Annotated in this window: 11 protein-coding genes; 9 read left to right on the forward strand and 2 right to left on the reverse strand. The window is 52.3% G+C overall.

The window, feature by feature from the left end; translation table 11 throughout:
• Positions 1–3: 3 nt before the first annotated feature.
• A complete protein-coding gene (locus OGY37_RS02755) occupies positions 4–1,836 on the forward strand; it encodes an SLC13 family permease (protein ID WP_126317642.1) in 1,833 nt (610 codons plus the stop codon).
• Between the two features lie 63 nt (positions 1,837–1,899).
• On the opposite strand, the gene yfbR is transcribed toward OGY37_RS02755, so the two are convergent.
• Together yfbR and alaA are read right to left on the reverse strand one after the other, a co-directional pair.
• A complete protein-coding gene (yfbR, locus tag OGY37_RS02760; protein WP_003028083.1) occupies positions 1,900–2,499 on the reverse strand; it encodes a 5'-deoxynucleotidase in 600 nt (199 codons plus the stop codon).
• Between the two features lie 83 nt (positions 2,500–2,582).
• Positions 2,583–3,800, reverse strand: a complete 1,218-nt coding sequence (gene alaA / locus OGY37_RS02765) for an alanine transaminase AlaA (RefSeq protein WP_003028082.1) — start codon at positions 3,798–3,800, stop codon at positions 2,583–2,585.
• A gap of 927 nt (positions 3,801–4,727) precedes the next feature.
• On the opposite strand from alaA, the gene lrhA reads away from it, so the two are divergent.
• The 8 genes from lrhA to nuoH all read left to right on the forward strand — a co-directional run bounded on the left by lrhA (position 4,728) and on the right by nuoH (position 15,027).
• Positions 4,728–5,666, forward strand: coding sequence for a transcriptional regulator LrhA (lrhA, locus tag OGY37_RS02770; RefSeq protein ID WP_286620018.1), 939 nt, complete (start codon positions 4,728–4,730; stop codon positions 5,664–5,666).
• 627 nt (positions 5,667–6,293) lie between these two features.
• Complete coding sequence (gene nuoA / locus OGY37_RS02775; protein ID WP_003028077.1) at positions 6,294–6,737, forward strand: NADH-quinone oxidoreductase subunit NuoA; 444 nt, start codon at positions 6,294–6,296, stop codon at positions 6,735–6,737.
• An 18-nt stretch (positions 6,738–6,755) separates the two neighbouring features.
• Entirely contained in the window at positions 6,756–7,418 is a 663-nt protein-coding gene (gene nuoB / locus OGY37_RS02780) for an NADH-quinone oxidoreductase subunit NuoB (RefSeq protein ID WP_003028075.1), read from the forward strand.
• 85 nt (positions 7,419–7,503) lie between these two features.
• Positions 7,504–9,306, forward strand: a complete 1,803-nt coding sequence (gene nuoC / locus OGY37_RS02785) for an NADH-quinone oxidoreductase subunit C/D (protein ID WP_003834757.1) — start codon at positions 7,504–7,506, stop codon at positions 9,304–9,306.
• Positions 9,307–9,308: 2 nt separating this feature from the next.
• Positions 9,309–9,809, forward strand: coding sequence for an NADH-quinone oxidoreductase subunit NuoE (gene nuoE / locus OGY37_RS02790; RefSeq protein WP_003028069.1), 501 nt, complete (start codon positions 9,309–9,311; stop codon positions 9,807–9,809).
• Positions 9,806–11,143 (forward strand): NADH-quinone oxidoreductase subunit NuoF, encoded by a 1,338-nt coding sequence (nuoF, locus tag OGY37_RS02795; RefSeq protein WP_286620019.1) that lies wholly within the window; start codon positions 9,806–9,808, stop codon positions 11,141–11,143. The genes nuoE and nuoF overlap by 4 nt, the downstream gene beginning before the upstream one ends.
• 183 nt (positions 11,144–11,326) lie before the next feature.
• Entirely contained in the window at positions 11,327–14,053 is a 2,727-nt protein-coding gene (gene nuoG, locus OGY37_RS02800; RefSeq protein ID WP_286620021.1) for an NADH-quinone oxidoreductase subunit NuoG, read from the forward strand.
• Positions 14,050–15,027 carry an NADH-quinone oxidoreductase subunit NuoH gene (gene nuoH / locus OGY37_RS02805; RefSeq protein WP_003028063.1) on the forward strand — a complete coding sequence of 326 codons (978 nt, stop codon included), beginning with the start codon at positions 14,050–14,052 and terminating at the stop codon, positions 15,025–15,027. Before nuoG ends, nuoH begins: the two co-directional genes overlap by 4 nt.
• Positions 15,028–15,030 lie beyond the last annotated feature (3 nt).

Raw genomic sequence — 15,030 nt, forward strand, 5'->3', positions numbered from 1 at the left:
GTTGTGAACGGTGAATTGATATGGGTTCTCTCATTGCTGGCGATTGCCGTCGTCTTGTTTGCAACTGGCAGAGTGCGTATGGACGCGGTCGCTTTGCTGGTCATTATTGCCTTTGTTCTGAGCGGAACATTGAGCATCACAGAGGCTTTTTCCGGGTTCAGCGATCCTAACGTTATTTTGATAGCGGCTTTATTCATTATCGGCGACGGCCTGGTGCGTACCGGCGTGGCGACGGTGATGGGTGCCTGGCTGGTGAAGGTCGCCGGCAGCAGTGAAGTCAAAATGCTGGTGTTGCTGATGATAACCGTAGCCGGACTCGGTGCCTTCATGAGTTCGACCGGTGTGGTCGCCATCTTTATTCCGGTTGTCTTAAGCGTTTCCATGCGCATGCAAATCTCCCCCTCACGCCTGATGATGCCATTGAGCTTTGCCGGATTGATAAGCGGCATGATGACGCTGGTGGCAACGCCGCCGAACCTGGTCGTCAACAGTGAATTGTTACGTGAAGGACTTAACGGTTTTAGCTTTTTTAGCGTAACCCCACTGGGGCTGGTGGTGTTGGTACTCGGCATAATTTATATGCTGGTGATGCGTTTTATGCTGAAAGGCGAAGACTCCGGGCAGCCGGGAGACGGCTGGAAGCGCCGGACCTTTCGCGACCTGATTAAAGAATATCGCCTGACAGGACGTGCTCGTCGCCTGGCGATTCGCCCGGGTTCTCCCATGATTGGCCAACGTCTGGATGACCTGAAATTGCGTGAGCGCTACGGGGCAAACGTGATTGGTGTTGAACGCTGGCGGCGTTTTCGCCGCGTGATTGTTGATGTTAACGGGGTTTCTGAGTTCCGTGCCCGTGACGTATTGCTGATCGATATGTCAGCGGCCGACGTTGACCTGCGTGAATTTTGCAGCGAGCAACTGTTGGAGCCAATGGTGCTGCGTGGCGAATACTTCTCTGAGCAGGCGCTTGATGTGGGTATGGCCGAGATTTCATTGATCCCTGAATCGGAATTGATCGGCAAAACGGTACGGGAAATCGCCTTTCGCACACGTTATGGTCTGAATGTCGTCGGACTGAAGCGTGATGGTGCGGCGCTGGACGGGGCGGTCGTCAATGAGCCGCTGCTGATGGGCGATATTATTCTGGTGGTGGGTAACTGGAAACTCATCACTTTGTTGGGGCAAAAAGGGCGCGATTTCGTGGTGCTGAATATGCCCGTGGAAGTTAGTGAAGCCTCCCCGGCGCACAGCCAGGCGCCGCATGCGATTTTCTGTCTGGTGCTGATGGTCGCGTTAATGCTCACCGATGAAATTCCTAATACGGTTGCCGCGATTATCGCCTGTTTGCTGATGGGAAAATTCCGTTGCATTGATGCCGAAAGCGCCTATAAAGCCATTCACTGGCCAAGTATTATTTTGATTGTCGGAATGATGCCCTTTGCGCTGGCATTACAGAAAACGGGCGGTGTTGATCTGGTGGTTAAAGGGTTAATGGACGTTGGTGGAGGGTACGGCCCGTATATGATGCTGGGCTGCCTGTTCGTGCTGTGCGCGACCATTGGGTTATTTATCTCTAACACTGCGACGGCGGTACTGATGGCGCCGATTGCGCTGGCGGCAGCAAAGTCTATGGGCGTTTCGCCGTATCCTTTTGCGATGGTGATTGCGATGGCGGCTTCCGCAGCCTTTATGACGCCAGTTTCTTCACCGGTAAACACACTGGTGCTCGGGCCGGGTAACTACAGCTTTAGCGATTTCGTAAAAATTGGCGTGCCGTTTACCATCATTGTGATGGTGGTGTGCGTGGTGATGATCCCGATGCTGTTTCCGTTTTGATTTTTATGTGCCGGATGGCGGCTAACGCCTTATCCGGCCTACAAAGGTAACGTTGTCGCAAACTTACAATGGAGAATCCTGACTGATTTCATCTAATGAGAGGTGAAAACTCGGGACGAACACGTCCATAAAGTAGTCCATCTCTTCGCTTCGTCGTGACTCCAGCGTTTTTTCCAGACGTGTTTTCGCCAGCAGAAATTCGTTGTTACCGGCGGAGAGTTCTTCCAGGCACTTCAGATACGCGCACAGGGCATCGGCCTGTTTAACAATCGACCTCTCTTCTTCGCTTAAGGCATGTTCATCAATGAGTGGCGCAAAAATATCGCGCAGCTCATCAGGAACCATATCGACCAGTTTTTGTTGGGCAATTTTCTCTATCGCTTTATATTCCTGAGCAATCTGCGAGTTAAAATATTTCACTGGGGTAGGGAGATCGCCGGTTAACACCTCTGACGCATCGTGATACATCGCCAGCAGGGCAATACGCTCAGCATTAACCTGACCACCAAATTTACGGTTTTTAATTGCGGCCAGCGCATGGGCAACCATGGCAACCTGCAGACTGTGTTCGGACACGTTTTCGGTGCGCACGTTGCGCATCAGCGGCCAGCGGTTAATGAGTTTCAGACGGGAGAGGTGGGCAAAAAAGTGGCTCTGCTTCATAACGACCCTTACTCAGTGACTTCAGTAACGGTATTTTGCGCAGAGAGTGCTACCGGATGCAAACCCGGCAGCACTTTGCGTGGTTACAGCTGGCGATACCCTGACAGGAAACGCTCAAATTTACTCAGCGACATTTCGATATCGTCAATACGCGGTAGCGTGACGATGCGGAAATGATCCGGCCACGGCCAGTTGAATGCCGTCCCCTGGACCAGCAGTACTTTTTCCTGCAACAGGAAGTCGAGTACCATCTTCTGGTCGTCATGAATATTGAAGCGTTTAGCATCAATTTTCGGGAACATATACAGCGCACCGCGCGGTTTTACGCAAGAGACGCCGGGGATGTCATTAAGCAGTTCCCAGGCGCGGTTACGTTGCTCATACAGACGTCCGCCAGGCATGATGAATTCGCTGATGCTCTGATATCCACCCAGTGCGGTTTGAATGGCATGTTGTGCCGGAACGTTGGCACACAGGCGCATAGAAGCCAGCATCTCAAGGCCTTCGATATACCCTTTGGCATGTTTCTTCGGTCCGTTCAGTACCATCCAGCCTTGGCGGAAACCGGCAACACGATAGGTTTTTGACAGGCCGTTAAAGGTAATAGTCAGCAGGTCAGGGGCCATTGCCGCAATCGAGTGGTGCTCGGCGTCATCGTAAAGAATTTTGTCGTAAATCTCGTCCGCAAAGATGATGAGGTTGTTTTGGCGGGCAATCTCAACAATCTCCATCAGCAGCTCTTTAGAATACACCGCGCCAGTAGGGTTGTTTGGGTTGATGATGACGATCCCACGGGTACGCGGCGTAATTTTGGCGCGGATATCATCCAGGTCCGGGAACCAGTCTGACGATTCGTCACACAGGTAGTGCACGGCATTACCACCAGAGAGCGAAACCGCCGCCGTCCACAGTGGATAATCAGGTGCAGGAACCAGCATTTCGTCCCCACTGTTTAGCAATGCCTGCATGGCCTGCACAATCAATTCAGATACGCCGTTACCGATATAGATATCTTCCACGGTTACGTCGCGCATCCCACGGGCCTGGTAATGCTGCATGATTGCTTTGCGGGCTGAATAAAGGCCTTTGGAATCGCAATATCCTTGCGCAGTTGGCAAATTGCGGATCACATCCACCAAAATTTCATCTGGCGCTTCAAACCCGAAAGGCGCAGGGTTGCCGATGTTCAGTTTCAGAACTTTGTTGCCTTCTTCTTCCAGGCGCTTTGCTTCCTTCAGAACCGGGCCGCGAATGTCATAACAGACGTTTTCTAATTTGCTGGATTTTTCAATGGGGGACATGAACGTTGACCTTTTTAGCTGTGAATGCCACTCCCTGCCGTGGAAGTCAGCCCAGCACAATGTACTCCCACGACGGTGAGTTTTGAAGGGTCTTTAGTAGAAGATTTTGGAAAGCAGGAGGATTATAATTCACTGTTAATAACTAAATAATATGATTTTTGTAGAGTAATAATCTGGGTTATTGTGTTTTTTGTGGTTTATATTTTGCTTTGTTAGTGTGGGTATGGTGATTTGTCTGGCCTAAAAAAGTTAGGCCTGTAAAGAAAAAGGTAGCCGAGATCTCAGCTGAATGGCGTATTTCGAAAATACTGAGGTTTTGCCTGCGAAATCTGTTATCGGTCTGATCCCTGCGTGATGCGGTGTGAATCCATTGTTAAGCATAATTAATGAATTGAGAGATTCTTAATTAATTATTATTTATTATTTAAACGACATCAAATTGAGTGGGCCAATAATACGAAAACCGTTGCACTGACATAACACCAATTTGCCCGGAATTATTCGCGATAACACTTATAAATATAGTGGTTTTAGGTTAAGATAACTCCTATGAAATGGTGTGTAGTACGAATTTTACGATAATTCAAATGTTTGTTGGTTGTTCCTAACATCCTGAAAAGTTAGTTTTTAATGTGTAAATTATTGTTCATTAACTATTTTTTAAATTTACAAAATTTACATGTTTCCCATTAGTCAGAATCATCCAGCAGCTAAAAATACGGCTCTTTCTCGTTGCTATATTCCGATGAATATCACGGGTATTAAAATAGCTCAGAAAGAGAATTGTTTCGTTTGTTAAACCAAATACATCCTTATTTTCACTTGGTTACACTAAGCGAAACTGAAGGGAGGCACATTACAAATGGAGTTGTTTGATTCTGAATGCACAGCATTAACCCGGTATGACCCGCGAGTAAGTGAAAAACTATGATAAATGCAAATCGTCCGATAATTAACCTCGACCTCGATCTGCTGAGAACCTTTGTTGCTGTTGCCGACCTGAATACCTTTGCGGCTGCGGCAGCTGCGGTATGTCGAACTCAGTCTGCGGTAAGTCAGCAAATGCAGCGTCTTGAACAACTTGTGGGGAAAGAGTTGTTCGCGCGCCATGGACGCAACAAACTGCTGACCGAACATGGTATCCAGCTGTTGGGTTACGCCAGGAAAATACTGCGATTTAATGATGAGGCATGCTCATCATTGATGTTTAACAATCTTCAGGGGGTGTTAACTATCGGTGCTTCTGATGAATCCGCGGACACCATACTCCCATTTCTGCTGAACCGCATTAGTTCGGTTTATCCGAAACTTGCGCTTGATGTAAGAGTGAAACGCAATGCCTATATGGTGGAGATGCTTAAATCGCAAGAAGTAGATTTAGTGGTCACCACGAATCGCCCTGGCGATTTTGAATGCCTGAATTTGCGGACTTCACCGACGCGCTGGTATTGCGCAGCCGAATATATCCTGCAAAAAGGTGAGCCGGTGCCTTTAGTTCTGCTGGACGATCCCAGCCCGTTTCGCGATATCGTGCTGGCGACGTTAAATGCCGCACAGATCCCGTGGCGTCTGGCCTATGTCGCTTCAACATTGCCTGCGGTCCGCGCGGCGGTAAAAGCAGGGCTTGGCGTTACTGCGCGTCCTGTAGAAATGATGAGCCCGGATTTACGCGTACTGGGTGCGGCGGACGGATTGCCACCTCTGCCTGATACCGAGTATCTGTTGTGCAGCGATCCGGCCACGCAAAATGAATTAGCTCAGGTTATCTTTAAGTCGATGCAGACCTATCAAAATCCTTGGCAATACAATCAGTTTACCCCTGAAGGGGGAGATGATTCGCTGATTGTTGAAGGCGACTTTGAGTAAAGCGTCACAAAAAAACGTTTTAAAATGTAAGTGTAAAAAAGGGCCACTGATGATGAAAAAACATCCAGCGGCTCTTTTTTTATGCAAATATTACTGCTTTCTGTTCATTCATATACTAAAACTTAACAAAATCAGCAGGTAAAAAAACAGCCCGACAATCGGGTGAAAAATAATCAGCTGAGTTGCTAAATGTTTCCATGTTAAAAAACTAGAGAAATTGTTGCTGTTTTTTATGGTGAATTAACAAAAGCGTGTCACAGATCAAGAAAATACTCCCATTTAGGGGGAGGCATCTGGGTGAATTCCTGTCAAAATAGACGTGTATTATCTTTTTTACTTCACTACGGACACGATTCAACAACATTAAAAATGACCGATGATGCAATCGAAATGGGTCTAAAGAGCACTTTATGTTAATGAAGTTGGAACAGTGTAAAATAATGTGAGGAAACTTTTGTTAAAGTTGACAAAAGGTTATAGAAAGGAGTAAAAAACCCCATCAATTAGCTGTATAAAATGATTTTTCACAGTGATTGTAAGGTTTTTTTTATTCCTCCCCATGAATCGATGTGGCGTTCATCTGCCGAAAAGAGCAGAGAATTTGGCGCTACTTTTGATGAGTAAGCAATGAGTATGTCAACATCCACTGAAATCATCGCTCATCACTGGGCATTCGCTATCTTTCTTATCGTTGCCATTGGCCTGTGCTGCCTGATGCTCGTCGGCGGCTGGTTTTTAGGGGGTCGCGCACGCGCGAGATCTAAAAACGTGCCGTTTGAATCAGGTATCGACTCGGTCGGCACCGCCCGCCTGCGCCTGTCTGCCAAGTTTTATCTGGTAGCCATGTTCTTCGTTATCTTCGACGTTGAAGCGCTGTATCTGTTCGCATGGTCAACTTCTATCCGTGAAAGCGGTTGGATTGGCTTTGTGGAAGCTGCAATTTTTATTTTTGTGTTACTGGCAGGTCTGGTTTATCTGGTGCGTATTGGCGCGCTGGACTGGACGCCCGCGCGTTCACGCCGCGAGCGTATGAACCCGGAAACGAACAGTATCGCTAATCGTCAACGCTAACCGCGAGGCATCATTAAGATGGATTATACGCTCACCCGCATAGATCCTAACGGTGAGAACGACCGTTACCCCCTGCAAAAACAGGAGATCGTAACCGACCCCCTGGAACAAGAAGTTAACAAAAACGTGTTCATGGGCAAACTGCATGACATGGTTAACTGGGGCCGTAAAAACTCAATTTGGCCATATAACTTTGGCCTTTCCTGCTGCTACGTTGAGATGGTGACCTCGTTTACCGCCGTGCACGATGTGGCTCGTTTTGGTGCGGAAGTACTGCGTGCATCGCCGCGTCAGGCTGACCTGATGGTCGTAGCCGGGACCTGCTTTACCAAAATGGCGCCGGTTATTCAGCGCCTCTACGATCAGATGCTGGAACCGAAATGGGTTATTTCCATGGGCGCATGCGCCAACTCCGGCGGTATGTACGACATCTATTCTGTGGTGCAGGGCGTTGATAAATTTATTCCGGTCGATGTGTACATCCCGGGATGTCCGCCGCGCCCAGAAGCGTATATGCAGGCTCTGATGCTGCTGCAAGATTCCATTGGCAAAGAACGCCGTCCGCTCTCCTGGGTGGTTGGCGATCAGGGCGTTTATCGCGCCAATATGCAGTCAGAACGCGAGCGTAAACGCGGCGAACGTATTGCTGTAACGAATCTTCGTACACCAGACGAGATTTAATTTGCGCCTGTCGGCAGCAGCACTTCCTTCGCTTATCACTACATAAATAGCGCGAAGCACTGCCGACCACCACGGACCATTTGCAATGGTGAACAATATGACCGACTTAACCGCGCAAGACGCTGTATGGCAAACACGGGATCACCTTGATGACCCGGTCATTGGCGAACTGCGCAACCGTTTTGGGCCGGATGCCTTTACCGTTCAGGCGACTCGCACCGGGGTACCCGTTGTTTGGGTCAAGCGTGAACAATTACTGGAAGTTGGCGATTTCTTAAAGAGACTGCCGAAACCTTACGTCATGCTGTTTGACTTACACGGCATGGACGAACGTCTGCGTACGCACCGCGAAGGGTTACCTGCCGCGGATTTTTCCGTTTTCTATCACCTGATTTCCATTGAACGCAATCGCGATATCATGCTCAAGGTGGCTTTGTCTGAAAACGATCTGCGCGTACCGACTTTCACCAAACTGTTCCCGAACGCCAACTGGTACGAGCGTGAAACCTGGGAAATGTTTGGCATCGATATCGAAGGTCACCCGCACCTGACGCGTCTGCTGATGCCGCATACCTGGGAAGGTCACCCGCTGCGTAAAGACTACCCGGCGCGTGCGACCGAATTTGATCCGTTTGAACTGACTAAAGCCAAACAGGATCTGGAAATGGAAGCGCTGACATTCAAACCTGAAGATTGGGGTATGAAGCGTAGTACCGAAAACGAGGACTTCATGTTCCTCAACCTCGGTCCTAACCACCCGTCTTCTCACGGTGCTTTCCGTATTGTGCTGCAGCTTGATGGCGAAGAAATCGTCGACTGCGTACCTGACATCGGCTACCACCACCGTGGCGCTGAAAAGATGGGTGAACGTCAGTCCTGGCACAGCTACATTCCGTACACCGACCGTATTGAGTACCTCGGCGGCTGCGTAAACGAAATGCCTTACGTACTGGCCGTTGAGAAGCTGGCTGGTATCACCACGCCGGATCGCGTCAACGTGATTCGCGTGATGTTGTCCGAACTGTTCCGTATCAACAGCCACCTGCTGTACATCTCCACGTTCATTCAGGACGTCGGCGCGATGACCCCGGTATTCTTCGCCTTTACCGACCGTCAGAAAATCTATGACGTGGTGGAAGCGATCACCGGTTTCCGTATGCACCCGGCCTGGTTCCGTATCGGCGGTGTGGCACACGATCTGCCGCGCGGTTGGGACAAGCTGCTGCGTGACTTCCTCGACTGGATGCCAAAACGTCTGGATTCTTACGAGAAAGCCGCACTGCGTAACACCATTCTGAAAGGCCGTTCGCAGGGCGTTGCCGCTTACGGTAAGAAAGAAGCGCTGGACTGGGGTTGTACCGGTGCTGCGCTGCGCGCGACCGGTATTGATTTCGACGTGCGTAAAGCGCGTCCGTACTCTGGCTACGAAAACTTTGACTTTGAAGTCCCGGTTGGCGGCGGTGTGTCCGACTGCTATACCCGCGTGATGCTGAAAGTTGAAGAGCTGCGCCAGAGTCTGCGCATCCTTGAGCAGTGCCTCAATAACATGCCGGAAGGCCCGTTCAAAGCGGATCACCCGCTGACGACGCCGCCGCCGAAAGAGCGCACGCTGCAACATATCGAAACCCTTATCACCCACTTCCTGCAGGTTTCGTGGGGCCCGGTTATGCCGGCGAACGAGTCCTTCCAGATGGTGGAAGCGACCAAGGGTATCAACAGTTACTACCTGACCAGCGATGGTAGCACCATGAGTTACCGTACCCGTATCCGTACCCCGAGCTATGCGCATCTGCAGCAGATCCCGGTAGCGGTACGTGGCAGCCTGGTGTCCGACTTAATCGTCCATCTGGGTAGTATCGATTTTGTTATGTCAGATGTGGACCGCTAATTATGCACGAGAATCAACAACCACAAACCGAGGCTTTTGAGCTGAGTGCGGCTGAGCGTGAAGCGATTGAGCACGAAAAGCACCACTACGAAGACCCGCGTGCGGCGTCCATTGAAGCGCTGAAAATCGTTCAGAAACAGCGTGGCTGGGTGCCGGATGGGGCGATCTACGCGATCGCTGATGTGCTGGGTATTCCGGCAAGCGATGTAGAAGGTGTTGCCACGTTCTACAGCCAGATCTTCCGCCAGCCGGTAGGTCGCCACGTGATCCGCTATTGCGACAGCGTGGTGTGCCATATCAACGGCTACCAGGGGATTCAGGCCGCGCTTGAGAAAAAACTCAACATCAAGCCGGGGCAGACGACCTTTGATGGTCGCTTTACGCTGCTGCCGACCTGTTGCCTGGGGAACTGCGATAAAGGGCCAAATATGATGATCGATGAGGATACTCACGCTCACCTGACCCCGGAAGGCATTCCCGAACTACTGGAGCGGTATAAATGAAAGACATTATCCGTACTCCCGAAACCCATCCGCTGACCTGGCGTCTGCGTGATGACAAACAGCCGGTCTGGCTGGACGAATACCGTAGCAAGAACGGCTACGAAGGTGCGCGTAAGGCCCTGACCGGGCTGTCACCGGACGAAATCGTTAATCAGGTAAAAGACGCTGGCCTGAAAGGGCGCGGCGGCGCGGGCTTTTCCACCGGTCTGAAGTGGAGCCTGATGCCGAAAGACGAATCCATGAACATCCGTTACCTGCTGTGTAACGCCGATGAAATGGAGCCGGGCACCTATAAAGACCGTCTGCTGATGGAACAGCTGCCGCACCTGCTGGTGGAAGGCATGCTGATTTCCGCGTTTGCGCTGAAAGCGTACCGTGGTTACATCTTCCTGCGCGGTGAATATATCGAAGCAGCCGTGCATCTGCGTCGCGCGATCGCCGAAGCGACCGAAGCCGGTCTGCTTGGCAAAAACATCATGGGCACCGGTTTCGACTTCGAACTGTTTGTCCACACCGGGGCAGGGCGTTACATCTGCGGTGAAGAAACCGCGCTGATCAACTCCCTCGAAGGTCGCCGTGCTAACCCACGTTCCAAGCCGCCGTTCCCGGCAAGCTCTGGCGCATGGGGCAAACCGACCTGCGTAAACAACGTCGAAACCCTGTGTAACGTACCGGCTATCCTCGCGAACGGCGTGGAGTGGTACCAGAACATTTCGAAGAGCAAAGACGCGGGCACCAAGCTGATGGGCTTCTCTGGTCGCGTGAAGAATCCTGGCCTGTGGGAACTGCCTTTCGGCACTACCGCGCGTGAGATCCTCGAAGATTACGCGGGCGGCATGCGTGATGGCCTGAAGTTCAAAGCCTGGCAGCCAGGCGGCGCGGGGACTGACTTCCTGACTGAAGCACATCTCGATCTGCCGATGGAATTCGAAAGCATTGGTAAAGCAGGTAGCCGTCTGGGCACCGCGCTGGCAATGGCCGTCGATCACGAGATTGGCATGGTTCCTCTGGTGCGTAACCTCGAAGAGTTCTTTGCCCGCGAGTCCTGCGGCTGGTGTACGCCGTGCCGTGACGGTCTGCCGTGGAGTGTGAAAATTCTGCGCGCGCTGGAGCGTGGCGAAGGCCAGCCTGGGGATATCGAGACACTTGAGCAACTGTGTCGTTTCCTCGGCCCGGGTAAAACCTTCTGTGCACACGCACCGGGTGCAGTGGAACCGCTGCAGAGCGCCATTAAATATTTCCGCGAAGAATTCGAAGCTGGCATCAAGCAGACCTTCAGCAATACTCATACGATTGGTGGTATTCAGCCGAACCTGCTGAAAGAGCGCTGGTAAACGTTTTACGCGAAAGCATTCAAGATGCGTCAAGGCGGCAACCGAGAGAACCCCTGAGCTTACTAAAGTAAGTGACTGGGGTGAATGAGGGAAGCCAACGCCGAGGCAGCTTGAAGGATAAAGCGGAAAAGAAATTCGATTAACGCTTGGTCACTGACCGAGCCAACTGGAAGCATGCTGACTATGGCTACGATTCATGTAGACGGCAAAGAATATGAGGTCAACGGAGCGGACAACCTGCTGGAAGCTTGTCTGTCTCTCGGCCTTGATATTCCGTACTTTTGCTGGCACCCGGCGCTGGGAAGCGTCGGTGCTTGCCGCCAGTGTGCGGTGAAGCAATATCAAAACGCGGAAGACACGCGTGGTCGCCTGGTGATGTCTTGTATGACACCGGCCACCGAAGGCACCTTTATTTCTATTGATGACGAAGAAGCGAAGCAGTTCCGCGAAAGCGTCGTGGAGTGGTTGATGACTAACCACCCGCACGACTGTCCGGTCTGTGAAGAGGGCGGTAACTGCCACCTGCAGGATATGACCGTCATGACTGGTCACAGCTTCCGTCGCTACCGCTTCACGAAGCGTACTCACCGTAATCAGGACCTGGGGCCGTTCATCTCTCACGAAATGAACCGCTGCATCGCCTGCTATCGCTGCGTACGTTACTACAAAGATTACGCCGATGGCGCGGATCTGGGCGTCTATGGCGCACATGACAACGTCTACTTCGGTCGTCCGGAAGACGGTACGCTTGAAAGCGAATTCTCCGGTAACCTGGTCGAAATTTGCCCGACCGGCGTCTTCACCGATAAAACGCACTCCGAGCGTTATAACCGTAAATGGGACATGCAGTTTGCGCCGAGCATCTGCCAGCAGTGTTCCATCGGCTGTAACACCAGCCCGGGCGAGCGCTACGGTGAACTGCGTCGTATCGAAAACCGTTATAACGGTACCGTTAACCACTATTTCCTCTGCGACCGTGGTCGTTTTGGCTATGGTTACGTGAACCTGAAAGACCGTCCGCGTCAGCCGGTACAGCGTCGTGGCGATGACCTGATCACGCTGAACGCCGAGCAGGCGATGCAGGGCGCGGCAGATATTCTGCGTCAGTCGAAGAAAGTGATTGGTATCGGCTCCCCGCGTGCCAGCGTTGAAAGTAACTTCGCGCTGCGTGAACTGGTCGGTGCGGATAACTTCTATACCGGTATTGCCCAGGGCGAGCAGGAACGTTTGCAACTGGCGCTGAGCGTACTGCGTGACGGCGGGATTCATACTCCGGCACTGCGCGAAATCGAATCTTATGATGCGGTTCTGGTGCTGGGCGAAGATGTCACCCAGACCGGCGCACGCGTTGCGCTGGCAGTGCGTCAGGCGGTGAAAGGTAAAGCGCGTGAAATGGCGGCGGCACAGAAAGTGGCTGACTGGCAGATCGCAGCAATCCTTAACATCGGCCAGCGTGCTAAGCATCCGCTGTTCGTGACCAACGTCGATAACACCCGTCTGGATGACATCGCCGCATGGACCTACCGTGCACCGGTTGAAGATCAGGCGCGCTTAGGTTTCGCTATCGCTCATGCGCTGGATAACAACGCACCGGCGGTTGACGGTATCGACCGTGACCTGCAGAACAAAGTTGACGTTATCGTTCAGGCACTGGCCGGGGCGAAGAAACCACTGATTATTTCCGGCACCAACGCCGGTAGCGCCGAAGTGATTCAGGCGGCTGCCAACGTAGCGAAGGCGCTGAAAGGCCGTGGCGCAGACGTCGGCATCACCATGATTGCTCGCTCTGTTAACAGCATGGGCCTGGGTATGATTGGCGGTGGTTCCCTTGACGATGCGCTGACCGAGCTGGAAACAGGTCGTGCTGACGCCGTTGTGGTACTGGAAAATGACCTGCATCGCCATGCTTCAGCAACGCGTGTGAACGCTGCGCTGGCGAAAGCACCGCTGGTACTGGTCATTGACCATCAGCGTACGGCAATTATGGAAAACGCTCATCTGGTGCTTTCCGCCGCAAGCTTCGCCGAAAGCGATGGTACGGTGATTAACAACGAAGGTCGCGCTCAGCGTTTCTTCCAGGTTTATGATCCGTCCTACTACGACAGCAAAACCATCATGCTGGAAAGCTGGCGCTGGCTGCATTCGCTGCACAGCACCGTGCAGAGCCGTGAAGTGGACTGGACGCAGCTCGACCACGTTATCGACGCGGTCGTTGAGAAGCTGCCGCAGTTGGCGGGTATCAAAGATGCCGCGCCGGACGCAACCTTCCGTATCCGTGGACAGAAACTGGCTCGTGAACCGCACCGCTACAGTGGTCGTACCGCAATGCGCGCCAACATCAGCGTACACGAACCGCGCCAGCCGCAGGACAAAGACACGATGTTCGCCTTCTCTATGGAAGGGAACAACCAACCGTCTGCGCCGCGTTCACAAATTCCGTTTGCCTGGGCTCCAGGCTGGAACTCCCCACAGGCGTGGAACAAGTTCCAGGATGAAGTGGGCGGTAAACTGCGTCATGGCGATCCGGGCGTGCGCCTGATCGAAGCTTCTGCGGATGGTATGGATTACTTCACTACCGTTCCGGCAAGTTTCCAGGCTCAGGATGGTCAGTGGCGTATCGCGCCGTACTACCATCTGTTTGGTAGTGACGAAATGTCCCAGCGTGCGCCGGTCTTCCAGACCCGTATGCCGCAGCCGTACATCAAACTCAACCCGGCTGATGCCGCGAAGTTGGGTGTTAATGCCGGTACGCGCGTTTCTTTCAGCTACGATGGCAACACGGTTACATTGCCGGTTGAAATAGCCGAAGGATTAACGGCAGGGCAGGTTGGTTTGCCGATGGGTATGCCTGGCATCGCGCCGGTTTTGGCTGGTGCGCGTCTTGAGGATCTGCAGGAGGCACAACAATGAGTTGGATTACACCCGATCTGATTGAGATCCTGCTGAGCATTCTCAAAGCGGTCGTGATCCTGCTGGTGGTGGTCACCTGCGGGGCATTCATGAGCTTTGGCGAACGTCGTCTGCTGGGTCTGTTCCAGAACCGTTACGGACCGAACCGTGTTGGCTGGGGCGGTTCGCTCCAGCTGGTTGCGGACATGATCAAGATGTTCTTTAAAGAAGACTGGATCCCGAAATTCTCGGATCGCGTCATCTTTACCCTGGCACCGATGATCGCCTTCACCTCGCTGCTGCTGGCTTTCGCCATCGTGCCGGTGAGTCCGAACTGGGTGGTTGCCGACCTGAATATCGGGATCCTGTTCTTCCTGATGATGGCGGGCCTCGCGGTATACGCGGTGCTGTTCGCCGGCTGGTCCAGTAACAACAAATACTCCCTGCTCGGTGCGATGCGTGCGTCTGCGCAGACGCTGAGCTACGAAGTGTTCCTCGGACTTTCCCTGATGGGCGTGGTGGCGCAGGCCGGTTCATTTAACATGACCGACATCGTTAACAACCAGGCTGATATCTGGAACGTTATTCCGCAGTTCTTTGGTTTTGTCACCTTTGCCATCGCGGGCGTGGCGGTGTGTCACCGTCACCCGTTTGACCAGCCAGAAGCCGAGCAGGAACTGGCCGACGGTTACCACATTGAATATTCCGGTATGAAATTCGGTCTGTTCTTCGTGGGTGAGTACATCGGTATTGTCACCATTTCTGCACTAATGGTTACCCTGTTCTTCGGTGGCTGGCATGGCCCGTTCTTACCGCCATTCGTCTGGTTCGCGCTGAAAACCGCGTTCTTCATGATGATGTTCATTTTGATTCGTGCGTCGTTACCGCGTCCTCGTTATGACCAGGTAATGTCCTTCGGCTGGAAAGTCTGTCTGCCGCTGACGCTCGTCAACTTGCTGGTAACGGCGGCTGTCATTCTCTGGCAGGCGCAATAAGGG

The sequence above is a fragment of the Citrobacter sp. Cpo030 genome, from assembly GCF_030333005.1.
Lineage (GTDB): Bacteria > Pseudomonadota > Gammaproteobacteria > Enterobacterales > Enterobacteriaceae > Citrobacter > Citrobacter portucalensis.